Source organism: uncultured Acidovorax sp., assembly GCF_964021665.1.
Lineage (GTDB): Bacteria > Pseudomonadota > Gammaproteobacteria > Burkholderiales > Burkholderiaceae_C > Acidovorax > Acidovorax temperans.
In genome coordinates, this window is sequence record NZ_CAXIAK010000031.1 from 1 (window position 1) to 24,328 (window position 24,328).

At 65.6% G+C, this 24,328-nt stretch carries 23 protein-coding genes and 2 pseudogenes; 14 read left to right on the plus strand and 11 right to left on the minus strand.

Annotated features, from left to right (window positions below; genetic code table 11):
- The first annotated feature begins 220 nt into the window (after positions 1–220).
- The 3 genes from AADJ04_RS08780 to AADJ04_RS08790 all read left to right on the plus strand — a co-directional run bounded on the left by AADJ04_RS08780 (position 221) and on the right by AADJ04_RS08790 (position 2,123).
- On the plus strand, positions 221–406 hold the full coding sequence (locus tag AADJ04_RS08780; RefSeq protein WP_060987675.1) for a DUF1328 domain-containing protein: 186 nt from the start codon (positions 221–223) through the stop codon (positions 404–406).
- Between the two features lie 8 nt (positions 407–414).
- The gene (locus AADJ04_RS08785; RefSeq protein WP_341239380.1) at positions 415–891 is read left to right on the plus strand and encodes a hemerythrin domain-containing protein; all 477 of its coding nucleotides are present in this window, start codon (positions 415–417) and stop codon (positions 889–891) included.
- 194 nt (positions 892–1,085) lie between these two features.
- Positions 1,086–2,123, plus strand: coding sequence for a bifunctional nicotinamide-nucleotide adenylyltransferase/Nudix hydroxylase (locus AADJ04_RS08790; RefSeq protein WP_341239381.1), 1,038 nt, complete (start codon positions 1,086–1,088; stop codon positions 2,121–2,123).
- A 77-nt stretch (positions 2,124–2,200) separates the two neighbouring features.
- Here the strand turns inward: AADJ04_RS08790 and AADJ04_RS08795 are convergent, their stop codons facing one another.
- From AADJ04_RS08795 to AADJ04_RS08820, 6 genes are all read right to left on the minus strand, one after another.
- Positions 2,201–3,457 (minus strand): Zn-dependent hydrolase, encoded by a 1,257-nt coding sequence (locus AADJ04_RS08795; RefSeq protein ID WP_207374167.1) that lies wholly within the window; start codon positions 3,455–3,457, stop codon positions 2,201–2,203.
- Positions 3,458–3,476: 19 nt separating this feature from the next.
- Positions 3,477–4,928 carry a dihydropyrimidinase gene (gene hydA, locus AADJ04_RS08800; RefSeq protein WP_284466552.1) on the minus strand — a complete coding sequence of 484 codons (1,452 nt, stop codon included), beginning with the start codon at positions 4,926–4,928 and terminating at the stop codon, positions 3,477–3,479.
- Between the two features lie 80 nt (positions 4,929–5,008).
- A complete protein-coding gene (locus tag AADJ04_RS08805) occupies positions 5,009–6,466 on the minus strand; it encodes an NCS1 family nucleobase:cation symporter-1 (RefSeq protein WP_273623651.1) in 1,458 nt (485 codons plus the stop codon).
- A gap of 220 nt (positions 6,467–6,686) precedes the next feature.
- Entirely contained in the window at positions 6,687–8,000 is a 1,314-nt protein-coding gene (preA, locus tag AADJ04_RS08810; RefSeq protein WP_273623653.1) for an NAD-dependent dihydropyrimidine dehydrogenase subunit PreA, read from the minus strand.
- A gap of 33 nt (positions 8,001–8,033) precedes the next feature.
- Positions 8,034–9,383, minus strand: coding sequence for an NAD(P)-dependent oxidoreductase (locus AADJ04_RS08815; protein ID WP_207374775.1), 1,350 nt, complete (start codon positions 9,381–9,383; stop codon positions 8,034–8,036).
- Positions 9,383–9,532 carry a hypothetical protein gene (locus AADJ04_RS08820; RefSeq protein WP_207374776.1) on the minus strand — a complete coding sequence of 50 codons (150 nt, stop codon included), beginning with the start codon at positions 9,530–9,532 and terminating at the stop codon, positions 9,383–9,385. Before AADJ04_RS08820 ends, AADJ04_RS08815 begins: the two co-directional genes overlap by 1 nt.
- Before the next feature lie 182 nt (positions 9,533–9,714).
- Here AADJ04_RS08820 and AADJ04_RS08825 point away from each other — a divergent pair, with 182 nt between their 5' ends.
- A complete protein-coding gene (locus AADJ04_RS08825; RefSeq protein WP_207374777.1) occupies positions 9,715–10,422 on the plus strand; it encodes a TetR/AcrR family transcriptional regulator in 708 nt (235 codons plus the stop codon).
- 89 nt (positions 10,423–10,511) lie between these two features.
- On the opposite strand, the pseudogene AADJ04_RS08830 reads toward AADJ04_RS08825, so the two are convergent.
- Both AADJ04_RS08830 and AADJ04_RS08835 read right to left on the minus strand, forming a co-directional pair.
- Positions 10,512–11,616: pseudogene (locus AADJ04_RS08830) on the minus strand (sigma 54-interacting transcriptional regulator).
- 9 nt (positions 11,617–11,625) lie between these two features.
- A complete protein-coding gene (locus tag AADJ04_RS08835) occupies positions 11,626–11,880 on the minus strand; it encodes a PAS domain-containing protein (RefSeq protein ID WP_341239382.1) in 255 nt (84 codons plus the stop codon).
- 360 nt (positions 11,881–12,240) lie between these two features.
- Here AADJ04_RS08835 and petA point away from each other — a divergent pair, with 360 nt between their 5' ends.
- Entirely contained in the window at positions 12,241–12,867 is a 627-nt protein-coding gene (petA, locus tag AADJ04_RS08840; protein ID WP_341239383.1) for a ubiquinol-cytochrome c reductase iron-sulfur subunit, read from the plus strand.
- 46 nt (positions 12,868–12,913) lie between these two features.
- Here petA and AADJ04_RS08845 read toward each other — a convergent pair whose 3' ends face one another.
- A complete protein-coding gene (locus AADJ04_RS08845; RefSeq protein ID WP_341239384.1) occupies positions 12,914–13,801 on the minus strand; it encodes a LysR family transcriptional regulator in 888 nt (295 codons plus the stop codon).
- Positions 13,802–13,900: 99 nt separating this feature from the next.
- Here AADJ04_RS08845 and argC point away from each other — a divergent pair, with 99 nt between their 5' ends.
- The 8 genes and pseudogenes from argC to AADJ04_RS08885 all read left to right on the plus strand — a co-directional run bounded on the left by argC (position 13,901) and on the right by AADJ04_RS08885 (position 20,698).
- Entirely contained in the window at positions 13,901–14,836 is a 936-nt protein-coding gene (gene argC / locus AADJ04_RS08850) for an N-acetyl-gamma-glutamyl-phosphate reductase (RefSeq protein WP_341239385.1), read from the plus strand.
- Positions 14,837–15,031: 195 nt separating this feature from the next.
- Positions 15,032–15,322 carry a co-chaperone GroES gene (locus tag AADJ04_RS08855; RefSeq protein WP_015012625.1) on the plus strand — a complete coding sequence of 97 codons (291 nt, stop codon included), beginning with the start codon at positions 15,032–15,034 and terminating at the stop codon, positions 15,320–15,322.
- A 177-nt stretch (positions 15,323–15,499) separates the two neighbouring features.
- Positions 15,500–17,146, plus strand: coding sequence for a chaperonin GroEL (groL, locus tag AADJ04_RS08860; protein WP_067511848.1), 1,647 nt, complete (start codon positions 15,500–15,502; stop codon positions 17,144–17,146).
- 394 nt (positions 17,147–17,540) lie between these two features.
- Positions 17,541–17,623, plus strand: a pseudogene (locus AADJ04_RS08865) (cytochrome C); the annotation flags it as partial.
- Between the two features lie 68 nt (positions 17,624–17,691).
- Positions 17,692–17,979 carry a hypothetical protein gene (locus tag AADJ04_RS08870; protein ID WP_341239386.1) on the plus strand — a complete coding sequence of 96 codons (288 nt, stop codon included), beginning with the start codon at positions 17,692–17,694 and terminating at the stop codon, positions 17,977–17,979.
- Between the two features lie 8 nt (positions 17,980–17,987).
- A complete protein-coding gene (locus tag AADJ04_RS08875) occupies positions 17,988–18,761 on the plus strand; it encodes a cytochrome b/b6 domain-containing protein (protein ID WP_341239387.1) in 774 nt (257 codons plus the stop codon).
- A gap of 12 nt (positions 18,762–18,773) precedes the next feature.
- Positions 18,774–19,439, plus strand: a complete 666-nt coding sequence (locus tag AADJ04_RS08880; protein WP_341239388.1) for a winged helix-turn-helix domain-containing protein — start codon at positions 18,774–18,776, stop codon at positions 19,437–19,439.
- Positions 19,436–20,698: an ATP-binding protein gene (locus AADJ04_RS08885; RefSeq protein WP_207374786.1), complete on the plus strand. Its 1,263-nt coding sequence runs from the start codon at positions 19,436–19,438 to the stop codon at positions 20,696–20,698. The genes AADJ04_RS08880 and AADJ04_RS08885 overlap by 4 nt, the downstream gene beginning before the upstream one ends.
- 27 nt (positions 20,699–20,725) lie before the next feature.
- On the opposite strand, the gene eda is transcribed toward AADJ04_RS08885, so the two are convergent.
- On the minus strand, positions 20,726–21,355 hold the full coding sequence (gene eda / locus AADJ04_RS08890; protein ID WP_207374787.1) for a bifunctional 4-hydroxy-2-oxoglutarate aldolase/2-dehydro-3-deoxy-phosphogluconate aldolase: 630 nt from the start codon (positions 21,353–21,355) through the stop codon (positions 20,726–20,728).
- Between the two features lie 173 nt (positions 21,356–21,528).
- Entirely contained in the window at positions 21,529–23,298 is a 1,770-nt protein-coding gene (gene edd, locus AADJ04_RS08895; protein WP_341239389.1) for a phosphogluconate dehydratase, read from the minus strand.
- Positions 23,299–23,397: 99 nt separating this feature from the next.
- On the opposite strand from edd, the gene AADJ04_RS08900 reads away from it, so the two are divergent.
- Positions 23,398–24,327 (plus strand): SMP-30/gluconolactonase/LRE family protein, encoded by a 930-nt coding sequence (locus AADJ04_RS08900; protein ID WP_341239390.1) that lies wholly within the window; start codon positions 23,398–23,400, stop codon positions 24,325–24,327.
- Position 24,328: the final 1 nt, after the last annotated feature.

Below are 24,328 nucleotides of genomic sequence, written 5' to 3' on the forward strand. Positions count from 1 at the left end.
AGACCCAGTATCCCGTCAAAAAAATGCCGCTCAGACTTAACTGAGCGGCATTGGCATCCGGGCCCCTTTTTCTTTGGCCTTATGACCGAGCACAGCATGGACTGATCGCCCTCGCCTCCTACATCTGCTCACCGGCTGCGCCTACAGCACCCCAATGCCCATTCCCCTATCGTGCTACCCAACGGGCCGCGCGTCGCAGCCCCAGAACGAGGAGAACGCCATGCTGAAGTACGCCATCGTCTTTGCACTGATTTCACTGGTCGCCGGCGCCCTGGGCTTCACCGGGGTGGCAGCAGGAGCGGCAGGCATTGCCAAGGTGCTGTTTGTCGTGTTTCTGATACTGACCTTGATTTTTGTGGTCCTGGCCTTCAAGGCCGCTGGTGCCGTCAGCCGGGCGATCAAGTGATGCAGCGCATGAACATCTTTGAGGCCTTGCGCCAAAGCCATACCGTTCAGCGGCATCTGTCTGCCCTGCTGCTCAAGACCCATGGCGACACGGTTGAACGGCACACCCTGTTCCAGGCCCTCAAGGGCGAACTGGCAGTGCATGCGCTGGCGGAAGACAGGCACTTCTACATCCCGCTCATGCAGCATGATGCAGGCATCGACCTGTCACGCCACGCGATCGCAGAGCACCACCAGATCGATGAACTGGTGGAGGCGCTGGAGACCACCGCAGCGTCCAGCCCCGCCTGGTTGCCCCTTGCGCGCAAGTTGACAGAAAAAGTGGAACACCACCTGCGTGAAGAGGAGCAGCGCTTTTTTCAGATGGCAGGCAAGCTGCTGACCGACGCTCAAAAAAGCGCATTGGCACGCGACTACCTGAACGAATACGACACTGCCAAAGCCGAATTGGCCGTGCGGCCCGAAGACTGCACGACGGCGGAGTGAACGCGCATTGCAGGCCTGCGGCGTTGGTGCAACGTACGCATCGCACCGATGCGTATGCGCCTGGCGCCACGCCCCGCCTGCAGTCGCGAAGAGGCGGCCCGTAGTCACCCGGTAAAATCACTATAAAAAACATAGCTGCTTGCGCTCATAAATCAAGCGCGCGAGGCTCTTTTTTATAAAAATGCTGGAGACCCATGCACGATACCGCCCTTCTGATCGGCCGCTTTGAACCCGTGCACAGTGGCCACCTTGCTCTGCTACAAGAGGCCCTGCGCCAGGCCCCTCGGGTCATCGTGGTGGTGGGCTCTGCCTGGCAGCCCCGCTCCCCCAAAAACCCGTTCACCTGGCAAGAGCGCGAGGCCATGCTGCGCGAAGCACTGCCAGCGCCAGACCGCGCCCGTGTACAGGTGCTGCCGGTGCGGGACTATTACAACGAAGCCGTTTGGGTGCAGGCGGTGCGGGCCGGTGTGGCGCAACACACGCCGCCGGGGGCGCGCATCGCGCTGGTGGGCCACTTCAAAGACGCCACCAGCAGCTACCTGCGCGCCTTCCCGGGCTGGACCCTCGTCGACCTGCCCCGCCAGGGCCAGATGGACGCCACCACCATCCGCGACGCGTACTTCAACGCCACGCCCGACACCGTGGGCCAAGCCCTCGCGCCCTTGGCAGCGGAGATTCCCGCCAGCACCATCGCCACGCTGCAGCAGTTCGCCCACACCGAGCACTATCCCGCTCTGCAGGAAGAATGGCGCATGCTGCACAGCTACCGCGACGCCTGGGCCGCAGCGCCCTACCCGCCGGTGTTTGTGACGGTGGACGCCGTGCTGCGCTGCCAGGACCATGTGCTGCTGATTCGCCGCGCCCACGCGCCCGGCAAAGGCCAGCTGGCAGTCCCCGGCGGCTTCATTGAGCAGCGAGAAACCGTGTGGCAATCGTGCCTGCGCGAATTAGCAGAAGAAACCCACTGCGACGTGCCCGAAGCCGCCCTGCACGCCGCACTGCAATCGGTGGCCGTGTTTGACCACCCCGACCGCAGCCAGCGCGGCCGCACTATCACGCATGCGCACTACTTCGACCTGGGGGACGCGCCGTTTCCGCTGGTGCAGGCCGATGACGACGCGATGCTGGTGCAGTGGACACGCATCGACCAGCTGGCAGGCATGGAAGAAGAGTTCTTTGAAGACCACTTCCACATGCTGGACCACTTTCTGGGGCTGACGAAGCTGGACTGAACCGCTTCACCCGTTTGGTAGAAAAACGGGTGCAAGCGCTACAGAATCATGCCCAAACAGCTATATTTTCTATAGCACTAAGTCCCCGCCCGCTCCAGCATGGCATGCAGCAGCACATTGCACCCCGCCTCGATGTGCTCGGGTTTCGCGTCCTCGATCTCATTGTGGCTGATGCCGTCCTTGCAGGGGATGAAGATCATGCCGCTGGGCGCGAGCTTGGCCATGTAGACGGCGTCGTGCCCGGCACCCGAGACGGCAGGCATGTGGCTGTAGCCCAGCTTGGCCGCGGCGCGTCCTACGGCCTCCACGCACTCGGGCTGGAACAATTGCGCGGGGTAGCTGGACACCATCTCGATGTGCACCTGCACGCCGTGTTCCTTGGCGACCTGGTCGGCAAACGCCTTGACCTCGGCGGCCATGGCGTCGACCAGTTCGTCCGTGCTGTTGCGCAGGTCGATGCTGAACTTGACCCGGCCTGGAATCACGTTGCGGCTGTTGGGGAACACCTGCACCATGCCCACGGTGCCCCGGCCATGCGGCGGGTGGCGGTGGGCTGCTGCCACCACGTCCTGCATGATGCGCGTGGCGGCCAGCATGGCGTCCTTGCGCAGGGCCATGGGGGTGGGGCCTGCGTGGGCTTCCATGCCGGTGACGGTGCAGTCAAACCAGCGGATGCCCAGCACGCCGCTGACGACGCCAATGGTCTTGTCGTTGTCTTCCAGCACGGGGCCTTGTTCGATGTGGGTCTCGAAGTAGGCGCCGATGGGGTGGTCGCCCGGGTCCTGGTCGCCGATGTAGCCGATGCGTTCCAGCTCGCCCTTCACGGTCTTGCCTTCGGTGTCGGTGGCGGCGTAGGCGTGTTCCAGCGTGAAGGCCTTGGCGAATACGCCGGAGCCCATCATCACCGGAACAAAACGGCTGCCTTCCTCGTTGGTCCAGAACGCGACTTCGATGGGGGCTTCGGTTTCGATGCCGTGGTCGTTGAGGGTGCGCACCACTTCGATGCCCGCGAGCACGCCGTAGTTGCCGTCGAACTTGCCGCCCGTGGGCTGGGTGTCGATGTGGCTGCCGGTCATGATGGGCGGCAGGCTGTTGTTGCGGCCGGGGCGGCGCATGAAGCCGTTGCCGATTTTGTCGATGGTGACCGTCATGCCCGCTTCGCGCGCCCAGCGGGTGACGAGGTCGCGGCCCTGCTTGTCCAGGTCGGTGAGGGTCAGGCGGCACACGCCGCCCTTGGGGGTGGCGCCGATCTGCGCCAGCTCCATGAGCGAAGCCCACAGGCGCTGGCCGTTGATGCGCAGGTTTTCGATGTTGGGTTTGACTTTGGTGTCCATGGTGTTGTTCTCCGTCGGTTCAGCGGGTAACCGCTGTGGGGGCAAGGTCCTGCGCGCGCTTCTGCACGGCCTGGAAGTTGGCGCCAAACGCCGGGCGCTTGATGTAGCGGCCCTTGCCCTGCTCGGCGCGCAGGTCGCCGTTGGCAAACACCACGCGGCCCTGGCTCACGGTGTGGCTTGGGATGCCGCGCACGGTGCGGCCTTCAAAGATGTTGAAGTCACCCTTGCTGAACTGGGTCTTGGCCGAGAAGGTCTTGGTGCCTTGCGGGTCCCACAGCACCAGGTCGGCGTCGGCACCTTCGCCGATGTAGCCCTTGCGCGGGTAGATGTTGAACAGCTTGGCCGCGTTGGCCGAGGTAATGGCCACGAACTCACTGGGGGTGAGGCGCCCGGTGTTCACGCCGCCATCCCACAGCGTGGCCATGCGCTCTTCCACGCCGCCGGTGCCGTTGGGGATCTTGGCGAAGTTTTCTTTGCCCATGGCTTTTTGCGCAGCGCAGAAGGTGCAGTGGTCTGTGGCCGTAGTGTGCAGCTGGCCGGACTGCAGGCCGCGCCACAGCGCCTCCTGGTGGCCCTTGGGGCGGAAGGGCGGGCTCATCACATAGGCGGCGGCCTTGGCAAAGTCGGGGTCGCGGTACACGCTGTCGTCCACCAGCAGGTGGCCGGCCAGCACCTCGCCGTAGACGCGCTGGCCGCGCGCGCGGGCGCGGGCAATGGCGTCGGCCGACTCCATGCAGCTCACGTGCACCACGTAGATGGGCACGCCCAGCACGTCGGCAATGGCGATGGCGCGGTTGGCGGCCTCGGCCTCGACCATGGGGGGGCGCGAAAGCGGGTGACCCTCGGGGCCGGTGATGCCCATCTTGGCGACCTCCTGCTGCAGCAGGTACACCAGCTCACCGTTCTCGGCGTGCACCGTGGGCATGGCGCCGAGTTCGAGCGCGCGCTTGAAGCTGTTCACCAGGGTTTCGTCGTCGCACATGATGGCGTTCTTGTAGGCCATGAAGTGCTTGAAGCTGTTCACCCCCTCCTGCTGCACCAACGTACCCATGTCGGCGCGCACCTGCTCGCTCCACCAGGTGACGGCGACGTGGAAAGAATAGTCGGCCGCAGATTTTTCGGCCCAGCTGCGCCACTTGCGGTAGGCGTCCATCAGCGGCTCCTGCGGGTCGGGGATCACGAAGTCGATGATGCTCGTGGTGCCGCCCGCCAGCGCGGCAGCGGTACCGGTGAAAAAGTCGTCCATGGTGACGGTGCCCATGAACGGCAATTGCATGTGCGTGTGCGGGTCAATGCCGCCGGGCAGCACGTACTGGCCGCTGGCGTCCAGCGTCTGCGCACGCGCAGGGGCCTGCGCCGCAGCGTCCTCCCCCACGGCCACGATGCGGCCATTGACGCACAACACATCGGCGCGCTGTTCACGGTCGGCGTTGACCACGGTGCCACCGCGGATCACAAGGGCTTGGCTCATGGGGGTCTCCTTCAGGGATACAGATCAATTCAAAGAAAGGGACCCTGCACTGGCACCAGACCCAGGCAGGGTCCGGGGCATCACTTCTTCTTGGCCGTCAGGTAGTAGTAGGTGCCGGCCACTGCCAGGCTGAAAAACCAGCCCGAGTCGAACAACGACAGCCAGATGGCAGGCATGCCCGCCTTGTCCACCACACCCGACACGGCCAGGTAGCCCGGCAGGCAGGGCAGCACGCCCAGTGCAAACGCGATCAGGGCTTGCAGGTTCCAGCCGTTGCTGTACTCATATTCACCGCCACGGCGGTACAGGTCGTCCACCTTCAGCTCGCTCTTGCGCACCAGGTAGTAGTCCACCAGCAGAATGCCCGCGATGGCGCCCAGCAGCGTGCCGTAGCCGCCCAGCCAGGTGAACAGGTAGCCGCCCGAGGTGGCCAGCAGCTTCCAGGGCATGAACAGCAGGCCGATGCCCGCAGCGATCAGGCCGCCCATGCGGAAGCTGATCTTGGACGGCGCGCACTGGCTGAAGTCATACGACGGCGACACCAGATTGGCGGCAACGTTGGTCGTGAGGTTGGCGAGCAAGATCACCAGCAGACCCAGGCCTGCGGCCACGCTGCCCATCTGCGTGAGCAGACCATCAGGGAACAGCTGGGCCTTGCCGTACAGGATGGCCGAGGCAGAGAAGCCGATCACGCCCACCATGGAGAAAAGCGCCATGGGAATCGGCAGGCCGATGGCCTGGCCCACCACCTGGTCCTTCTGCGATTTGGCAAAGCGGGTGAAGTCCGGAATGTTGAGCGCCAGCGTGGCCCAGAAGCCCACCAGGCCCGTGAGCGCTGCCCAGGTCTTGGGGCCGCCTTCGACCACCTTGGCGGGCAGGTTAAACAACTGGCCCGAGGGCACCTTCATCACCAGCACCACCACCAGCGCGATGGACGCAATGATCATCAGCGGCGCCGCAATCACCTCCAGCATGCGGATGGACTCCGGGCCCTTCCAGATGAACCAGATGTGCACCGCCCAGAACGCCAGAAAGCACATGAACTGCGAGGTGCTGATGGTCTGCCCATCGGCCGGTCCCGCCAGATTCATACCCAGGATGTTGAGAAACCCATGCAGCGCCAGCGCGCCAAAGTAGCAGTTGATGGAGAACCAGCCACAGGCCACCAGCCCGCGCAGCACAGCGGGCAGGTTGGCGCCTTTCACGCCAAACGATGCCCGCGCCAGCACCGGGAACGGCACGCCGTACCGGGGCCCCACGCGCCCGATGAGCACCATGGGCACCAGCACGATGCAGTTGGCCAGGAACACCAGCCACACCGCCATCTGCCAGGTGAAGCCCTGGTCCAGCATGGAACTGGCCATGGTGTAGGTGGGCACACACACGACCATGCCCACCCAGAGTGCGGCAAAGTCCTTCCACGTCCAGTGTCGCTGCGCGGCGGTGGTGGGGAGCAGATCTTCATTGGCGAGCGTGTTGGATGCATCGCGGGGCATCAGCCCCGCCACATGGGCCGCGCTGCCGGTACTGTTGGTCATGCCTGTACTCCTGTCAAAGACGTCGTTGGGGTTGCACACAACCCGCTGTCTGTTCCAGCGCCCTCACGCTGGCAGATGGCGGGCAAAGGAAGCGAGCGATGCTAGAGATCACGCAAGAACTGCACCAGATGCAGTGCAGCATGCGTTGCAAATCGGCACCACAACGGGTGCTGTCACAACGCCTTGCAGGGTCTGTGGCACACGCACGCAGGGGCACATATCAAGCGGCTGCAGACGCGCGCTGCGGGTTGCTGGGGTGCGTGGTCCAGTTGGCGTATTCGCCCGTCACCTTTTTGCCCGTGCGCACATCCACCTCGCCCGGCTCCAGCGCGCGCATGGTGATGCACTCGGGCACGGGGCAGATCGACACGCACAGGTTGCAACCCACGCACTCGGCCTCGTTGATTTCGAACTTGCGCACGCCGCCTTCCTTGGTGAAGGTGATGGCCTGGTGCGAGGTGTCTTCGCACACCACATGGCAGCGGCCACACTGGATGCAGGCGTCCTGGTTGATGACGGCTTTTTCGATGTGGTTGAGGTTGAGGTTCTTCCAGTCCTTTACCGTGGGCACGGCCTGGCCCTTGAAGTCGTCGAGCGTGGCGTAGCCGTGCTCATCCATGAAGTTGGACAGGCCATCGCACATGTCCTGCACGATCTTGAAGCCATAGACCATGGCGGCGGTGCACACCTGCACCGTGCCGCAGCCCAGCGCGATGTACTCGGCCGCATCGCGCCAGGTGGTGATGCCGCCAATGCCGCTGATGGGCAGACCGGCGGTCTGTGCGTCGCGCGCAATCTCGGCCACCATGTTCAGCGCAATGGGCTTGACGGCCGGGCCGCAGTAGCCGCCGTGCGATCCCCAGCCGTCGGTACTCGGGCTCATCACCATGCGGTCCAGGTCCACGCCCATGATGGAGTTGATGGTGTTGATGAGCGACACGGCATCGGCCCCGCCCGCCTTGGCCGCGCGCGCCGGGTGACGCACATCGGTGATGTTGGGCGTGAGCTTCACAATCACCGGCAGCTTGCTGTAGTGCTTGCACCAGGCCGTGACCATCTGGATGTATTCAGGCACTTGGCCCACGGCTGCGCCCATGCCACGCTCGCTCATGCCGTGCGGGCAGCCGAAGTTGAGTTCAATGCCGTCGGCACCGGTGTCTTCCACCAGCGGCAGGATGTTCTTCCAGCTCTCCTCCACGCAGGGCACCATCAGCGAGACGATCATGGCCCGGTCAGGCCAGTTGCGTTTGACGCGTTTGATCTCTTCCAGGTTGGTGTGCAGGGGCCGGTCGGTGATCAGCTCAATGTTGTTCAGGCCGATCACGCGGCGGTCTTGCGACATCAGCGTGGAGTAGCGCGGGCCGTTGACGTTGACCACCGGTGGGTCTTCGCCCAGCGTCTTCCATACCACACCGCCCCAGCCCGCCTCGAAGGCGCGGGTGACGTTGATCTCTTTGTCGGTGGGTGGTGCGGAGGCCAGCCAGAAGGGGTTGGGACTTTGGATGCCCAGAAAATTGCTGCGAATGTCTGCCATGGGGTGCTCCCGTGAAAACTGGGTGGAAGGAGTTCAAGCCATCAATGCGGTGTGGATGGAGACAGCGGCGACCTTGCCGTGCTCCACCGCCTCCACCGTGAGGTCGCGGCCGCCCACGCGGCAGTCGCCACCGGCCCACACACGTGGCAGGCTGGTCTGGCCTTCGGCATCGGTGGCGATGCGCCCGCCCTCCAGCGCAATGCGGCTGCCCACGGGCTCGGCCACAAAGGTCTGGCCAATGGCCTTGAGCACCATGTCGGCTTCGAGCGTGAAGGTCTCGCCGGTTTCCACCAGCTTGCCGCCGCTCAGTGCCGTGGCGGCAAAACGCACACCCTTCACCGCGCCGCCTTCGCTCAGCACCTCTTTCGGTGCGGCCCAGTGGCGAATGGTCACGCCGTTCGTCTGCGCCCATTGTTGTTCCACGGCCGATGCCGACAAGGCCTCGGCGCCCCGGCGGTAGACGATGGTCACTTCTTCCGCGCCCAGCTTGCGCGACTGCACGGCGGCGTCCACCGCCGTCATGCCGCCGCCAATCACCACCACGCGGCGGCCCACGGGCAGGGCGGAGAGGTCAGTGCTCTGGCGCAGCTCGGCAATGAAATCCACTGCATTGCGCAAGCCGGTGGCCGTGGGCTCGGCCACGCCCAGCGCGTTCACGCCCTGCAGGCCCAGGCCCAGGAACACGGCGTCGAACGCGCCCAGCAGGCCGTCGAGCGTGATGTCACGGCCCAGTTGCTGGCCGGTGCGCACCTCAATGCCACCGATGGACAGCAGCCACTCCACTTCCTTCTGTGCGAAGTTGTTCGTGGTCTTGTAGCTGGCCAGGCCATATTCATTGAGGCCTCCGAGCTTGGGGCGTGCCTCGAACAGCACCACGTCATGCCCGCGCACGGCCAGGCCATGTGCGCAGGCCAGGCCCGCAGGCCCTGCGCCCACCACGGCCACGCGTTTGCCAGTAGCGGCTGCACGCTGGAACAGCGGTGCACCGGGCTTTTCAAAAAATGCGTCCGTGGCGTAGCGCTGCAGCGAGCCGATCTCCACGGGCTTGTCTTCGTTGGTATTGCGCACGCAGGCCTGCTCGCACAGCACCTCGGTGGGGCACACGCGGGCGCACATGCCGCCCAGGGGGTTGGCCTCCAGGATGACGCGGGCGGCGCCCCGGTTGTTGTCCTGCGCAATGCGGTGGATGAACGATGGGATGTCGATGCCCGTGGGGCAGGCCGTGGCGCAGGGGGCGTCGTGGCAGTAGTAGCAGCGCTCGGCCTCGATCAGCGCCTGCGCCCGGGTGAGCGGCGGGTGCGCGTCGCCGAAGTTGACGGCGTAGTCGGCCAGGTTCAGACGTGCGGCATGAATGCCGCAGGCACGGCTTGCGGGTGTGTCCATCAGGTTTCCTCCGAGAGGGTGAGGGTGGGGGTCTGGGCGCCCAGGGGGCGTGCAAGCGCACGCCGCGCAGCGTTGGAGCGCCAGCCAGTGGCGCCAACCAATGCGGCACCAGCGTGGGTGCTGGTGCCCGCAAACTTCGGAGGTTTCATCGTGGTCCTCGCTGTGGGGTGCAGGTGCCCGCTGCTTTGGTGCGGCGGTGCCCTGCGTTGTGGGTCAATTTACCAACCCGTAAAAATTTACCAATTGGTAAAATCCCTACAGCAAACAGCGTGCCAACCTCCAGCCAGCCAATTGCCAGTTTTCAGGCCCCGGCTTGTTCCACAATGGTGCAATGACTGCAGCCCGCCCGTCCCCTGCCAACCCCGCCCCCCGCCCCCGCAAGGTGGCCCGCCCGCCCGCACTTGACGAGTCCGCGCCCCGCGCACCCACGGCGTCGCGCTTGCTCAAGGAGCAAGGCATCCTCACCGAGGCGGAGAACCAGTTTGCGCAATTCGGTTTTGAGGGCGCCTCGCTGGAGAGCATTGCCGCCGCCATCGGCATCAGCCGCCACAACCTGCTGTACTACTTCCCGAGCAAGGAGGCGCTGTACCAGCGGGTGCTGGATGACGTGCTCACCCAGTGGCTGGCGGGCATGGAAGACCTGTCGCACAGCGACGACCCGCAGCAAGCGCTGCGGCGTTACATCCGCGCCAAGCTGCACTACTCGCGCACGCGCCCCCAGGGCGCCAAGGTGTTCACCAAAGAGGTGATTGCGGGTGCACCACGGTATGGCACGGCCATCACCGAACGGGTGGCGCCGCTGCTCAAGACCGAGGTGCGCACCTTCGAGCGCTGGGCGCGCGAGGGCCGCATTGCCAAGGTCAGCTTCACGCACCTCATGTTCATCATCTGGTCCGTGACCCAGGCGTATGCGGAGCAGGAGGCCCAGTTCGCCCTGCTGCTGGGCAAGCCCGCCCTGACCGAGCGCGACTACGAAAAGGCCGAAGAGCTGATCGTGCGCATGGTGCTGAGCGCGCTGGCGCCCGATGCGGTGGTCTAGGCAGGCACGGCACACCAGACGCTATATAAACAATAGCTGCTGGCGCAATCAACGTATGCGCCTGAGGCCGATTTCTTTACATATGGGCGTCAAGCGCCCAAGGCTTTCAGCCGCCGATACAGCGATCGCTCGCTGATGCCCAGCTGCTGCGCCAGCGCTGCGCGACTGCCCTGGTGAACGGCGAGTGCCTCTCGCAGGGCCTCGTCGTCCAGCAAGCGTCGTTGGCGTGACGACCCGGCCAACGCCGCCGATGCACGCGGCTCCCCTGCCCCCTCCTCCACAGCACCCGCGAGCGGCGGCAGGCCGCAGGCAAGCGCTTGCTGCACATGCTCCGCGCCGATGGTGTCGCTATCACACAGCAAGGCGGTGCGCTCCAGCAGGTTGCGCAGCTCCCGCACATTGCCGGGGTAAGGCTGTGCCTCCAGCAAGGCCAGCGCAGCGCCAGACAGCTGCAGCGCCCGGCGCGGGGGCGCCACACGCTCCAGCAGCGCGCGTGCCAGCAGGGCTGGTATCGCCCTGGCGTTCGCGCAGCGGTGGCAGGTGGATGGGAAAAGTGCTCAGGCGGTAGTACAGGTCTTCACGAAAGCGCCCTGCGGCCACCATGTGCTGCAGGTTGCGGTGCGTGGCCGACACCACGCGCAGGTCGGCATGCCGCAGCTCGGTGCTGCCCACGCGGCGGTAAGTGCCGGTCTCCTGCAGGCGCAGCAGCTTGACCTGCAGTGGCAGGGGGATGTCGCCCACCTCATCCAGAAACAGCGTGCCGCCGTCTGCCGCCTCCACCAGGCCCGGCCGGGCCTGGGCCGCGCCGGTGAACGCCCCTTTCTCATGCCCGAACAGCTCGGACTCGAACAGCGCCACGGGCAGGCTGGAGCAGTCCACGGGCACCAGCGCACGCCGCGCGCGCAGGCTGCCCTGGTGCACGGCATGGGCCACCAGCTCCTTGCCCGTGCCCGACTCTCCCAGCAACAACACCGCAGCCCGCGAGGGTGCCACCCGCGCCACCAGGCCCAGCATCTTCTGGAAAGCGGGCGAACGCCCGATGAGCCCCTGCGCGGACGGCACCGGCTGCGCCGCCACCGGCAAAGGCACCATCTTTTCGACAAAGAACCCCGTGTTGCCGTCTTCACCCACCAGCGGCGCCAGCTCGATCTGTACATATTCCTCGCCCTGGGCCGTGTGGTGCACATGCAGCACCCGTTCGCGTTACCCCGAAGCGCGCGCCTGCGCCAGTGGGCAGGACTCGCCCGCCTGGTCACAGGGCACGCTGGCGTGGTGGGACACGGCATGGCAGGTGCGCCCCACCACGCTGCCCTCCGCACCGCCCGATGCACCGAACTGGCGGCGATAAGCCCCATTGACCGCCAGGATGCGATAGCGGTCGTCCAGCAGGATGTGCGGATCGGGCAGCCCTTCCAGAAAAGACACCAGTTCGGCGGGCGGCGCGGGGAGACGGGGCATGGCAAAAAACCTCGTACAGGCAAAAGCACCGACGGTGCACCGGTTTCGCCGACGGGCCTTTGATCTTTGCCATGGGGACTGCAATGGATGGCAGTTGGCAGCCGATTTGGCAGACCAGGTGGCAGTGAATCCGGCCGCTGCCGAGCCTGCGGCGCACCTGCCAACCCGACATCGCGCGCGCAACCCATTGAATTCACAGGCTTTTCATGCAGAGCGCGCCATGGCAGGCCGGTCTTGCGAGTGATGACACGTCGTTTGCGGTAAAGCATTGCCGCCCGCAGCGTTGCGGGCGGTGGCCGTCACCCCGTCGAGCCCCCTCTCGGCGCCACGGCCAGTCCTACCTCTCTCTGAAAGCGCCCCATGGCCCTCCTCCCCGCTACACAGAATGGTTCCCTTCTAGGCACCGACGGCGATCCCTCCGCAGAGCGTCGGCAGCTGGTCCTGCTGACAGCGGCCACGGGCTGCGTGGCGGCGGCAGGGGTTGCAGTGGCCCTGGTGTCCAGCCTGGCCCCCAGCGAACGCGCACGGGCCATGGGCGCCGGTGTGGAGGTGGACATCGGCGACCTGCCGCCCGGTGGCGTGAAGACGGTGGAATGGCGCGGCAAGCCCGTGTGGATCATGCGGCGTACGCCCGAAATGCTGGCCGCCCTGCCCCAGCAAGACGCCGCGCTGGCCGACCCGGCCTCGCGCAAGGACCAGCAACCCGAGTACGCCCGCAACCCGCAACGCTCCATCCGCCCAGAGGTGTTTGTCACGGTGGGTATCTGCACGCACCTCGGCTGCTCTCCCACCGCCGTGCCCGCAGGCACCAGCAACCCCAGCGTGGGCGACCAATGGCAGGGGGGTTTCTTTTGCCCCTGCCACGGCTCCACCTTCGACCTGGCGGGCCGCGTCTTCAAGAACAAGCCCGCGCCCACCAACCTGGAGGTACCGCCGCACCGCTATGTGTCTGACACCCGGTTGCTCATCGGGGACGACGCGGCCTGAGCGATGGCAGCCGCCTGGGGCCGCGCAATGCCGGTTGCGCTTCGCGTCACACCTGCTTCTGCTGCCACAGTACATCCAACACATGCTGGGTGGCGCGCTCTACCGGGCCCGCGCGGTGGGCGATGCCCAGGGGGCGCCACAGCCGGGGTTGCACCGGCAGCATGCGGATGCGCGGGTCCAGCGGCGTGGCGGTGGATGCCTCGTGCGGTAGCAGCGTGGCTCCATAGCCCGCAGCCACCAGGCTCTTGATGGCATCGTTGTAGTTGAGCTGTATGCGCGCCTTGGGTTGCTCGCCCGCCAGGGCCAGCCATTCGCTCGTCAGGCGCGGCAGGCTGGTGCCGTCGTCATTAAGGATCAACGGCTGCCCCGCCAGCCACTGGGGCGTGACCCTGCGGGGTGCCGCCCAAGCGGAGGGGACGAACGCCATCACCGGGTCGCGCCGCCAGGGCATCACCGTCACCCCGCGCACCGCGGCCATAGGCAAGGCCACCAGGCCCACGTCCAGCGTGCCCAGCCCCAGCCGCGACACGGTCTCCTGTGACGTGAGCACCACCACCTGCACATCGATGCCGGGGTGGTGCTTGCCCAGCACCTCCAGCGCCTGGGGCAGCAGGTGCGCGATGGCGCCGGTGGATGCGCCCAGGCGCACCCGCCCCTCCAGCCCCTGCACCTGGCGCCGCACCAGGTCCATGGCCTCGTCGGCATCGGCCAGCAGGCGCCGGGCCCGCTCCACCAGCACCTCGCCCGCGCCGGACGGCCGCACCTCGCCCCGCTTGCGCACCAGCAACGGCGCGCCAATCAACGCCTCTAGGTCGGCAATGTGCAGGCTGACGGTGGGAGGTGCCAGATGCAGCGTGCGGGCCGCTTCGGCAAAAGACCCGAGGTCAGCGATGGTGACCAGGGTGCGCAGCCGGTCGAGATTGAGTTCGCGCATGACGTTCAGCAGAACTGATCTTGACGTTTGTGAAATTCAACTTTTCAAAGTTTAGACCGGCGCCGAAGATTCCACATCCCCCTGCCAGGAATCAGCACCATGACCAATCAGCCCCTTGTTTTTATTGACGGCGACCAAGGCACCACCGGCCTGCAAATCCACCAGCGCCTGCACGGCCGCACCGACCTGCAGTTGCTGACACTGCCCGAGTCCGACCGCAAGAACCCCACCCGCCGCGCCGAAGCCATCAACAGTTGCGACATCGCCATCCTGTGCCTGCCCGACGCTGCCGCCCGCGAAGCAGTCGCCGCCATCCACAACCCCGCCGTGCGCGTGATCGACGCCAGCTCGGCCCACCGCACGGACGCGCAATGGGTTTACGGCTTTCCGGAAATGGACGCGGCGCAGGCCGCGCGCATCGCCAACGCGCAACGCGTCAGCAACCCCGGCTGCTACCCCACAGGCGCTATCGCCCTGCTGCGGCCCCTGGTGCAGGCCGGCTTGTTGCCTGCCGACCATGCGCTCAACATCCATGCGGTGTCGGGCTACTCCGGCGGCGGACGTGCCCGCGTGCAAGCCCACGAAGGCCCCGAGGCAGCCCATGCGCCCGCCTTCCAGGTCTATGGGCTGCAGCTGGAGCACAAACACACGCCCGAAATCGCACAATACGCCGGGCTGTCGCAGCGCCCGTTTTTCTTGCCCTCGTACGGTGCCTTCCGCCAGGGCATCGTGCTGACCATCGGGCTGCATCTGCGGCTGCTCGCGCCGGGCACACAAGGCGAACATCTGCACGCCTGCCTGCAGCAGCACTATGCCGACGCCCCCTTTGTCGAGGTGATGCCTCCCGCCACCACCGAAGCGGCCGAGCACCTGGACCCACAGGCCCTGAACGGCACCAACCAGCTGCGGCTGGGGGTGTTCAGCAACGCCCGCCACGGCCAGGTGCTGCTGACCGCCGTGTTTGACAACCTGGGCAAGGGCGCCTCGGGGGCGGCGGTGCAGAACCTGGCTCTGATGCTGGGCGGCACGACCTGACGGGCGCGGGCGGAACCGGAGAGGAGAAGCCTTCTTCCCCCATGTTCTGGGGGGGTGTCTTGAAATGGCCACAAATGCCCGTATCATTAGCACTCACCGCAGACGAGTGCTAACACTCTCTGCAGGCAGTCATCGGGCTCCAGCAATCGCGGGAGCCGAGTTATCAGCTTTTTTTACTGAAACAGGAGCAATGCAATGAACCTTCGCCCTCTGCACGATCGCGTGATCGTCAAGCGTATTGAAAGCGAAACCACGACCGCTTCCGGCATCGTGATTCCTGACAACGCCGCCGAAAAGCCCGATCAAGGTGAAGTGTTGGCTGTGGGCCCCGGCAAGAAGAACGACAAGGGTGAAGTGATCGCCCTGAACGTGAAGGTCGGCGACCGCGTTCTGTTCGGCAAGTACTCGGGCCAGACCGTCAAGGTCAACGGCGACGAGCTGCTGGTCATGAAGGAAGACGACCTCTTCGCCGTTGTCGAGAAGTAATTGCTACTGCGCGGTCCACAGGCGTCGTTGGGCGGTGCTCGGAATCCTCACGTACTAGACAAGTACGTTCCGGTTCCTGCGCTCCGTCCGCCTCGCCTGTGAACCGCTCGCTACGCAATTCTTTTCTCGACACAGTCATCTGTTTCACGAATTTTTAGACATTTCTAGGAGCCAAACATGGCAGCAAAAGACGTAGTTTTCGGCGGCGAAGCCCGCGCTCGCATGGTTGAAGGCGTGAACATCCTGGCCAACGCGGTCAAGGTCACGCTGGGCCCCAAGGGTCGTAACGTGGTGCTGGAGCGCTCGTTCGGCGCCCCTACCGTGACCAAGGACGGCGTGTCCGTGGCCAAGGAAATCGAACTGAAGGACAAGCTGCAGAACATGGGCGCCCAGCTCGTGAAGGAAGTGGCTTCCAAGACTTCCGACAACGCTGGTGACGGCACCACCACCGCTACCGTGCTGGCCCAAGCCATCGTGCGCGAAGGCTCCAAGTACGTGGCCGCTGGCCTGAACCCCATGGACCTGAAGCGCGGTATCGACAAGGCCGTGACTGCCCTGGTGGAAGAGCTGAAGAAGGCTTCCAAGCCCACCACCACTTCCAAGGAAATCGCCCAAGTGGGTTCGATCTCCGCCAACTCTGACGCTTCCATCGGCCAGATCATTGCTGACGCCATGGACAAGGTCGGCAAGGAAGGCGTGATCACCGTGGAAGACGGCAAGTCCCTGCAAAACGAGCTGGATGTCGTGGAAGGCATGCAGTTTGACCGCGGCTACCTGTCGCCCTACTTCATCAACAACCCAGAAAAGCAAGCCGCTCTGCTGGACAACCCCTTCGTGCTGCTGTTCGACAAGAAGATCAGCAACATCCGTGACCTGCTGCCCACGCTGGAACAAGTCGCCAAGGCTGGCCGTCCCCTGCTGATCATTGCTGAAGAAGTCGAAGGCGAAGCCCTGGCAACTCTGGTGGTGAACACCATCCGCGGCATCCTGAAGGTTGTGGCTGTGAAGGCTCCTGGCTTCGGCGACCGTCGCAAGGCCATGCTGGAAGACATCGCCATCCTGACGGGCGGCAAGGTCATCGCTGAAGAAGTGGGCCTGAGCCTGGAGAAGGTGACTCTGGCCGACCTGGGCCAAGCCAAGCGCATCGAAGTGGGCAAGGAAAACACCATCATCATCGACGGTGCTGGTGCCGCTGCCGACATCGAAGCCCGCGTGAAGCAAATCCGCATCCAGATCGAAGAAGCGACCAGCGACTACGACCGTGAAAAGCTGCAAGAGCGCGTGGCCAAGCTGGCCGGCGGCGTGGCAGTGATCAAGGTCGGCGCTGCGACCGAAGTCGAAATGAAGGAAAAGAAGGCCCGCGTGGAAGACGCCCTGCACGCTACCCGCGCTGCGGTGGAAGAAGGCATCGTGGCCGGTGGTGGCGTGGCTCTGCTGCGCGCACGCCAAGCGGCTGGCGAGATCAAGGGCGACAACGCTGACCAGGACGCCGGCGTGAAGCTGATCCTGAAGGCCATCGAAGCGCCTCTGCGCGAGATCGTTTACAACGCTGGTGGCGAGCCATCGGTGGTGGTGAACGCTGTGCTGAACGGCAAGGGCAACTACGGCTTCAACGCTGCCAACGACACCTACGGCGACATGATCGAAATGGGTATCCTGGACCCCACCAAGGTGACCCGTACAGCTCTGCAGAACGCCGCTTCCGTGGCTTCGCTGCTGTTGACGACCGAAGCCATGGTGGCTGAGGCTCCAAAGGACGACGCACCTGCTGCTGGCATGCCTGACATGGGCGGCATGGGTGGTATGGGCGGCATGGGCATGTAATTGCCTGGCGGGCATTCCACGGTGCCCTAGCCCAAAGCCTGCAGGTCTCACGGCCTGCAGGCTTTTTTTATGGCGGTGCTGGATGTGCTGCCGCAAACAGCGGACCGCTCTGCCTTGCGGCGATGAGCTATCGCCAAATCACATCAAATTTCATAGCATGCAGCGCTTACCACACGGGCGCTAGAGCCACTTTCGGCATCAACCACGCCAAACAGCCGTGGGGCCAAGCTGAACGCCGCATGAACGGGTTGTTAAGCCATTCTTCATGCCCGCGCCGCACCATAGCGGCATGACAACAGCACACCGCCCCCTCTTCGCACGCATCGCAGCCCCTCTGTTGCTGGCTGCGTTGGCCCCCCTGGCACACGCTGGCGACACCACGGCCGCCTCGCGAATGCAGCGCTTCAGCGATGCTTCTGGCACCGCTGTCAGTGCCGAGCGGGGGCGCGTTTTCTTCAACAGCCGCCACGGTGGTGAATGGTCGTGTGCGTCATGCCACGGCAACCCGCCCACCACGCCTGCGCGCCAGCTCCTGGAGCCGGATGATGAAGGGCCTGTACCAGCACTACGGCACCGACGCATCGCTGAACCCCGCCATGGTGCGGCAGATCAGCGTGTGGCTGGAAGCCCATGCCGGCACCTACAAGCGTGTGCGCGAGGCACCTCCGCAAGATCGCATCACCCAGTCTGCATGGTTTGAAGGCAAGCACCGCGACATCGAACCCGCCGTGTGGAAGCGCGCTTCCATCGGCAGCCGCGCCAACTGCATGGCGTGCCACACCCGGGCCGACCAGGGTGACTTTGACGACGACCGCGTCCGCATTCCCAAGTGAGTACCCGCATGACCAGCAACAGCCTTCCCCACAACGCGCCACCCGCACCGTCCGGGTCGGCCCCATCTGCGCCCTCATCGGCCACCACGCCCCGCCCCGCCACCCGCCGCGTGGTGGATGCCGCCACCCGCATGCTGCACTGGCTGATGGCGCTGAGCTTCACCGGAGCCTACATCACCGCCGATGGGGAGCGCTGGCGGCTGGTGCACGTCACGCTGGGCTACACCCTGGCGGGGCTACTGGTGGCACGGGCGCTGTGGGGGCTGTTCGGCCCCCGGCAGGTGCGCCTGTCCGTGCTGTGGCGCAAGCTGCAGGGGTTGCCCGCCTGGTTGCAGTCGCTAGTCGCCGTGCGCTCACCATCGGCACTGCAGGCCGCCTGGCGGCCCGGGCAAAACCTGCTGATGGCACTGGCTGTAGGGCTGATTTTGGTATGCATCATCCCGCTCACCCTCAGCGGCTACGCCGTGTGGGATGAATGGGGCGGCGAATGGCTGGAAGAGGTGCACGAGTTCTTCGGCAACGCGATGCTGATGGTGGTGCTGGTGCATGTGGGGCTGATCGCCCTTTTGAGCGCGCTGCGCCGCAAGAACCAGGCGCTGCCCATGCTGACTGGCCGTGTACAAGGGCCTGGCCCCGACTTGGCCAAACACAACCACCGCGCTTTGGCGGCCCTGGTGTTGGCCTGCGTGCTGGGGTTCTGGGCCTGGCAATGGAACAACGCGCCGGTGCAACCCGCCGCCCCCAGCTGGGGCTGGAGCGAGAATCACGACGATGACGACTGACTGAAAGCGCCCATGCGTATCCTGCTGGCAGAAGACGATGAACTCCTGGGCTCGGGCATCCGTGCGGGCTTGGCGCAGCACGGCTTTCAGGTGGATTGGGTGCGCGATGGCGTGGCGGCAGCGCGGGAACTGGCCACCGGCGCCTACCAGGCCGCAGTGCTCGACCTGGGCTTGCCCCGCCAGGACTGCATGGAGGTGCTGCGCCAGACGCGGGCACGCCGCAACACCACGCCCGTGCTGGTGCTCACCGCCCGTGACGCCGTGCCCGCCCGCATCGAAGGGCTGGACGCGGGCGCGGACGATTACCTCATCAAACCCATCGACCTGCTTGAACTGGCCGCCCGCCTGCGCGCACTGGTGTGCCGCGCCCATGGGCAAAGCGACACCAGCCTGGCTGCGGGCGATGTGGTGCTGGACCCTGCTGCACACCAGGTGCTGGCCCAAGGCCAGCCTGTGGAACTCTCCAACCGCGAATACGACCTGCTGCACGCCCTGATGCTGAATGCGGGCCGCGTGCTCAGCCGCGAACAGCTGGAGCAACGACTGTACGAGTGGGGCAGCGAGATCAACAGCAATGCGGTGGAAGTGCACATCTACCACCTGCGCCGCAAGCTGGGCGCCGGATTGATCGAAACCGTGCGTGGCGTGGGCTACCGCATTCCGCGGGAGCAGGCATGAGCGGCACCACATCAACGCGCACGCCGCGTTCGTTGCAGGCGCGGCTGCTGATGACCGTGCTGGCGCTGGTGGTTGTGGCCTGGGCTACTGCGGCCGCGCTGGCCTGGCATGAGACCGATGACGAAGTCAGCGACCTGCTGGACAAGCACCAGCCCCGCGTGGTGTTCCAGCTGTGGCATGAGGGGCAGCTGCTGGCCCGATCGGCCAGTGCGCCGCAAGAGCCCCTGACGCAGCGGCGCAAACGGGGCTTTGCCGACAGCACCGCGGACGGCAAGGCATGGCGCGTGTTTGTGACCCAGGGGCGCGAAAGCGATGTGCGCATTCTGGTGGGCGAGCGGCAATCGGTGCGCGAAGAAATCATCCTGGCCAGCCTCACCAGCATCCTCAAGCCCATGGCATGGGCCTTGCCTCTGCTGGCACTGGGCATCTGGTGGGCCGTGCGTGGCTCGGTGCGCCCGCTGGGGCAGTTGGGGCGCGCCGTGGCGGCGCGCCAGCCCCAATCGCTGGAGCCGCTACCCACCCAGGGTGTGCCACCCGAGGTGTTGCCGCTGGTGACTGCGTTGAATGATTTGTTTGAACGCACAGCCCGGCTGCTGGCCACCGAACAGCAGTTCACTGCCGATGCCGCCCACGAACTGCGCACCCCCATCGCCGGGATTCGCATGCAAGCCCAGGTGGCACAGGGCGAAGCAGATTCGCAGGAGCGCGCATGCGCGCTGGAGGCCACCGTGCAGGGCTGCGACCGCGCCACACGCCTGGTGGAGCAGTTGCTGCAGCTGGCGCGGCTGGATGCAGAACCGGCCGCAGGCAGCGCCCACAGCACGCCGCTGGCCGACGTGATCCGTCCCGTGGTGGCCGAATGCACCGCCACCGCGCAGCGCCGGAAGCAGAAAGTGGCAATCACCGAGCCTTTGCCTGCGGCCCTCCACATTCAACTACCCGAGCCCCTTGCCCGTATGCTGTTGCGCAATTTGCTGGACAACGCCTTGCGCTACAGCCCCAATGGCGCGCAGGTGCGACTGCAGGTGGCCCAGGCCCATGGCTCTACGGAGTTGACCGTGGAAGACAGCGGGCCCGGCCTGGCGCCAGAACAACAGGCCCGGCTGGGCGAGCGGTTCTTCCGCGTGCTGGGCACAGGCCAGACGGGCAGCGGCCTGGGCTGGTCCATCGTGCAGCGCATCGCGCGCATACATCGGCTGCAGATCAGCACCGACACCAGCCTTGAGCTGGGAGGCCTGCGCGTGAAGGTACGCTGGTAAGGGGGGCAGCCCTCCCCCTTCAAGCCCTCAGACCGGCGCGCGCAAAGCGTGGGTGTCGCGTGCCAACTGGGTGATACGCGCCCAGTCACCTTGGCGCATGGCGTCTGCGGGCGTCAACCACGAGCCGCCCACGCAGCGCACATTGGGCAAAGCCAGGTAGTTGGGGGCGGTGGCCTGGCTGATGCCCCCCGTGGGGCAGAAGCTCACCTGCCCAAACGGACTGGCCCAGGCCTTGAGCAGCGGGATGCCACCAGCAGCCTCGGCCGGAAACAGCTTGAGGAACGAGAACCCATCGGCCAGCGCGGCCATGATCTCGCCAGACGTTGCCACGCCTGGCAGCAGCGGCAGGCCAAGCCCCTTGCAGGCATTGCCCACGTCTGAGGTGTAGCCAGGGCTGACGGCAAAACGTGCACCGGCCTCGCTGGCGCGGCGAGCATCGTCGGCATTGAGCACGGTGCCCACGCCCACCAAGGCTTCGGGCAAATCACGAGCGATGGCTTCGATGGCTGGCAGCGCAGCAGCAGTGCGCAGCGTCACCTCCAGCACCTTCACACCACCGGCCAGCAGCGCTTCGGCCAGAGGCAGCGCGTCTTCCACGCGGTCGATCACGATGACGGGAATGACAGGGCCGTGGCTGGCGATGTCGAGGGGATTCATAAGTTGGTGCTCCTTGATTTGTTGGGTGTCGGATGCCGCAAGCGGCCTACAAAACTGGCGAGACGCCATACCAGTGCACCCGTGGAGCTGGCTTTGCCAGGCCACTGGGTGCGTTCCCCTCCCGCGCAGCGAGAGAGGGGGAAGGCGCGAAGCGACTCAGGGGGAGCTTCCTGCTACAGCCATGTGCAGGCTCCTTGTTCAGCACCGCCAGCGTGGCGGCGAAAGTTGGTGAAGAGTTCGCGGCCAAAGCCGGTTTGCGCGGGGGCGTTGTAAGGCGCGGGGGTGCGGGCAGCCCAGGTGGCTTCATCGACCAGCACATCCAACGTGCCTGCCACAGCATCGACTCGGACCATGTCGCCATCACGCACCTTGGCCAACGGGCCACCGGCCAGCGCCTCGGGCGTGACGTGGATAGCAGCAGGCACCTTGCCCGATGCGCCACTCATGCGGCCATCCGTCACCAGCGCCACCTTGAAACCCTGGTTTTGCAGCACGGCCAGCGGGGGCGTGAGCTTGTGCAGCTCGGGCATGCCATTGGCCTGCGGACCCTGAAAGCGCACCACGGCCACCATGTCCTGATTGACATCGCCCGCACTGAAGGCGGCGAGCAGGGACTCTTGCGAATCGAACACGCGGGCGGGGGCTTCGATGATGTGATGGTCTTGCGGCACCGCTGACACCTTGATCACCGCGCGGCCCAGACGGCCTTGCAGCAGGCGCAGGCCACCCGTGGGCGAGAACGGCCTGGACACGGGGCGCAGCACGCTTTCGTCGCCCGACTGGGCCGGTGCGCCCTGCCCGCCTGCGGCAATGCCACCGGCGTTCACGCTTATCACGTCCGCATGCATAAAGCCACCGGCCAGCAGCTCGCGCAAGATCCACGCGGGACCGCCTGCGGCCTGGAACTGGTTCACATCGGCCTCGCCGTTGGGGTACACACGGGCCAGCAGCGGCACCACGGACGAAAGTTCGTCAAAGTCCGTCCAGTCGATCAGGATGCCTGCACTGCGCGCAATGGCCACCCAGTGGATCAGGTGGTTGGTGGAGCCGCCCGTGGCCAGCAGTGCGGCCATGGCGTTGACGATGCAGCGCTCGTCCACCAGCTTGCCGATGGGCGTGAAGCGGTTGCCACGCTTGCCGATGTCGAGCACGGTGCGCAGCGCCTGGCGCGTAAAGGCCTCGCGCGCCTGGGTGCCGGGCGACTCGAACGCCGCGCCGGGCACATGCAGGCCCATGGCTTCGAGCAGCATCTGGTTGCTGTTGGCGGTGCCGTAAAACGTGCAGGTGCCGGGGCTGTGGTATGCGGCAGACTCGGCCTTGAGCAGTTCGTCACGTCCCACCAGCCCCTGCGCATACTGCTCGCGCACCTTGGCCTTGTCTTTGTTTGACAAGCCCGTGCCCATGGGGCCTGCGGGCACAAACACGCAAGGCAAGTGGCCGTAGTGCAGCGCGCCGATCAGCAGGCCCGGCACGATCTTGTCGCACACACCCAGCAGCAGCGCACCGTCAAACACATCGTGGGATAGCGCTACCGCAGTGGCCATGGCAATGGCATCGCGGGAGAACAGCGACAGCTCCATACCGGGCGTGCCCTGCGTCACACCGTCGCACATCGCGGGCACACCGCCCGCCACTTGCACTGTGGCGCCCAGCTTGGCGGCTTCGTCCCGCAAAACGGCGGGGTAGCTTTGGTACGGCTGGTGGGCCGAGAGCATGTCGTTGTAGGCCGTGACGATGCCAATGTTGGGCGCCTTCTCGACGGTGACCTTGAACTTGTCGGAACCTGGCAGCGCCGCATAGGCATGGGCCAGGTTGGCGCAGCCCATGCGGTCTTGGGCGGGCTTGCGAGCGATCATGGCATCGATGCCTGCAAGGTAGGCGCCGCGGGTGTCTGCGCTGCGCTGGACAATGCGCTGGGTCACGCGCGCTACAACTGGGTGCATGGAAGTCTCCATCGGTGGGTGGCAAGGCCCCGTGCAGGGTGACGGGGCCCGTTGTATGAGGCCCTAGAATGTAACTCGATAACCACCCCGCTTCAACCCATGTCCCTGCAAACCCTGCCCCTGCCGCCGTCCGAACTGGGCGAATCCCCCTTCTGGCACCCCGAGGAACGGCAGCTCTATTGGTGCGACATCCAGGGCTTTGCGGTACACGCGTGGAGCCCCCGCACCGGCCAGCATCGGCAATGGCGCCTGCCCAGCGAGCCCGGCTGCTGCGCGCCAGCGGCGGGCGGGCGACTGGTAATCGGGTTACGAAACGGTTTCTATCTTCTGGATACGGCCAAGGACAGTGCCGACCCCACCGCCCTCACCTGCCTGGCCCTGCTGCCGCCCGAGCAGCACGACACCGCGGTTCTGCGCTTGAACGATGGCCGGTGCGATACCGCGGGCCGCTTTTGGGCGGGCTCAGTCATCACGCCCCGCACGGCACCCAATGCCGCACTGTGGTGCCTGCAGGCCGATGCCAGCAGCGCCACGGGCTACAGCGTGCGCCACATGGCGGGCGACAACTTCACCGCCAACGGCCTGGCCTTCAGCCCTGACAACCACACGATGTACTGGTCCAACACGCCCGAGCATCGCATTGACCAGTTTGACTTTGATGTGGCTACAGGCGCAATCACAAACCGTCGCCCCTGGGTGCAGTTTGACCGCAAGGTGGAAGGCCAGCCCTACGGCGGGCGGCCCGATGGCGCAGCAGTGGATGTGGAGGGGAACTACTGGGTCGCGATGTATGAGGGGGCGTGCGTGCTGCAGCTCTCACCAGCGGGCAAGGTCCTGCAGCGCATTGCAGTGCCAGTACAGTGCCCGACGATGGTGTGCTTCGGCGGTGACGATTTGCGCACGCTCTACATCACCTCTGCACGCGCAGGAAGGCCCCAGGAAGAGCGCGAAGCCCTCGTGCCAGCCGGGGCGTTGTTCAGCATCGAAGTGGGCGTGCCAGGGTTACCGGTGAACTTCTTTCGCTGCTGAC

What these genes read in the sequence shown, in the direction of transcription:
- AADJ04_RS08780 (WP_060987675.1), top strand. Translation starts at nt 221, where the DNA reads ATGCTGAAGTACGCCATCGTCTTTGCACTGATTTCACTGGTCGCCGGC.
- AADJ04_RS08785 (WP_341239380.1), top strand. Translation starts at nt 415, where the DNA reads ATGAACATCTTTGAGGCCTTGCGCCAAAGCCATACCGTTCAGCGGCAT.
- AADJ04_RS08790 (WP_341239381.1), top strand. Translation starts at nt 1,086, where the DNA reads ATGCACGATACCGCCCTTCTGATCGGCCGCTTTGAACCCGTGCACAGT.
- AADJ04_RS08795 (WP_207374167.1), bottom strand. Translation starts at nt 3,457, where the DNA reads ATGGACACCAAAGTCAAACCCAACATCGAAAACCTGCGCATCAACGGC.
- hydA (WP_284466552.1), bottom strand. Translation starts at nt 4,928, where the DNA reads ATGAGCCAAGCCCTTGTGATCCGCGGTGGCACCGTGGTCAACGCCGAC.
- AADJ04_RS08805 (WP_273623651.1), bottom strand. Translation starts at nt 6,466, where the DNA reads ATGACCAACAGTACCGGCAGCGCGGCCCATGTGGCGGGGCTGATGCCC.
- preA (WP_273623653.1), bottom strand. Translation starts at nt 8,000, where the DNA reads ATGGCAGACATTCGCAGCAATTTTCTGGGCATCCAAAGTCCCAACCCC.
- AADJ04_RS08815 (WP_207374775.1), bottom strand. Translation starts at nt 9,383, where the DNA reads ATGGACACACCCGCAAGCCGTGCCTGCGGCATTCATGCCGCACGTCTG.
- AADJ04_RS08820 (WP_207374776.1), bottom strand. Translation starts at nt 9,532, where the DNA reads ATGAAACCTCCGAAGTTTGCGGGCACCAGCACCCACGCTGGTGCCGCA.
- AADJ04_RS08825 (WP_207374777.1), top strand. Translation starts at nt 9,715, where the DNA reads ATGACTGCAGCCCGCCCGTCCCCTGCCAACCCCGCCCCCCGCCCCCGC.
- AADJ04_RS08835 (WP_341239382.1), bottom strand. Translation starts at nt 11,880, where the DNA reads ATGCCCCGTCTCCCCGCGCCGCCCGCCGAACTGGTGTCTTTTCTGGAA.
- petA (WP_341239383.1), top strand. Translation starts at nt 12,241, where the DNA reads ATGGCCCTCCTCCCCGCTACACAGAATGGTTCCCTTCTAGGCACCGAC.
- AADJ04_RS08845 (WP_341239384.1), bottom strand. Translation starts at nt 13,801, where the DNA reads ATGCGCGAACTCAATCTCGACCGGCTGCGCACCCTGGTCACCATCGCT.
- argC (WP_341239385.1), top strand. Translation starts at nt 13,901, where the DNA reads ATGACCAATCAGCCCCTTGTTTTTATTGACGGCGACCAAGGCACCACC.
- AADJ04_RS08855 (WP_015012625.1), top strand. Translation starts at nt 15,032, where the DNA reads ATGAACCTTCGCCCTCTGCACGATCGCGTGATCGTCAAGCGTATTGAA.
- groL (WP_067511848.1), top strand. Translation starts at nt 15,500, where the DNA reads ATGGCAGCAAAAGACGTAGTTTTCGGCGGCGAAGCCCGCGCTCGCATG.
- AADJ04_RS08870 (WP_341239386.1), top strand. Translation starts at nt 17,692, where the DNA reads ATGAAGGGCCTGTACCAGCACTACGGCACCGACGCATCGCTGAACCCC.
- AADJ04_RS08875 (WP_341239387.1), top strand. Translation starts at nt 17,988, where the DNA reads ATGACCAGCAACAGCCTTCCCCACAACGCGCCACCCGCACCGTCCGGG.
- AADJ04_RS08880 (WP_341239388.1), top strand. Translation starts at nt 18,774, where the DNA reads ATGCGTATCCTGCTGGCAGAAGACGATGAACTCCTGGGCTCGGGCATC.
- AADJ04_RS08885 (WP_207374786.1), top strand. Translation starts at nt 19,436, where the DNA reads ATGAGCGGCACCACATCAACGCGCACGCCGCGTTCGTTGCAGGCGCGG.
- eda (WP_207374787.1), bottom strand. Translation starts at nt 21,355, where the DNA reads ATGAATCCCCTCGACATCGCCAGCCACGGCCCTGTCATTCCCGTCATC.
- edd (WP_341239389.1), bottom strand. Translation starts at nt 23,298, where the DNA reads ATGCACCCAGTTGTAGCGCGCGTGACCCAGCGCATTGTCCAGCGCAGC.
- AADJ04_RS08900 (WP_341239390.1), top strand. Translation starts at nt 23,398, where the DNA reads ATGTCCCTGCAAACCCTGCCCCTGCCGCCGTCCGAACTGGGCGAATCC.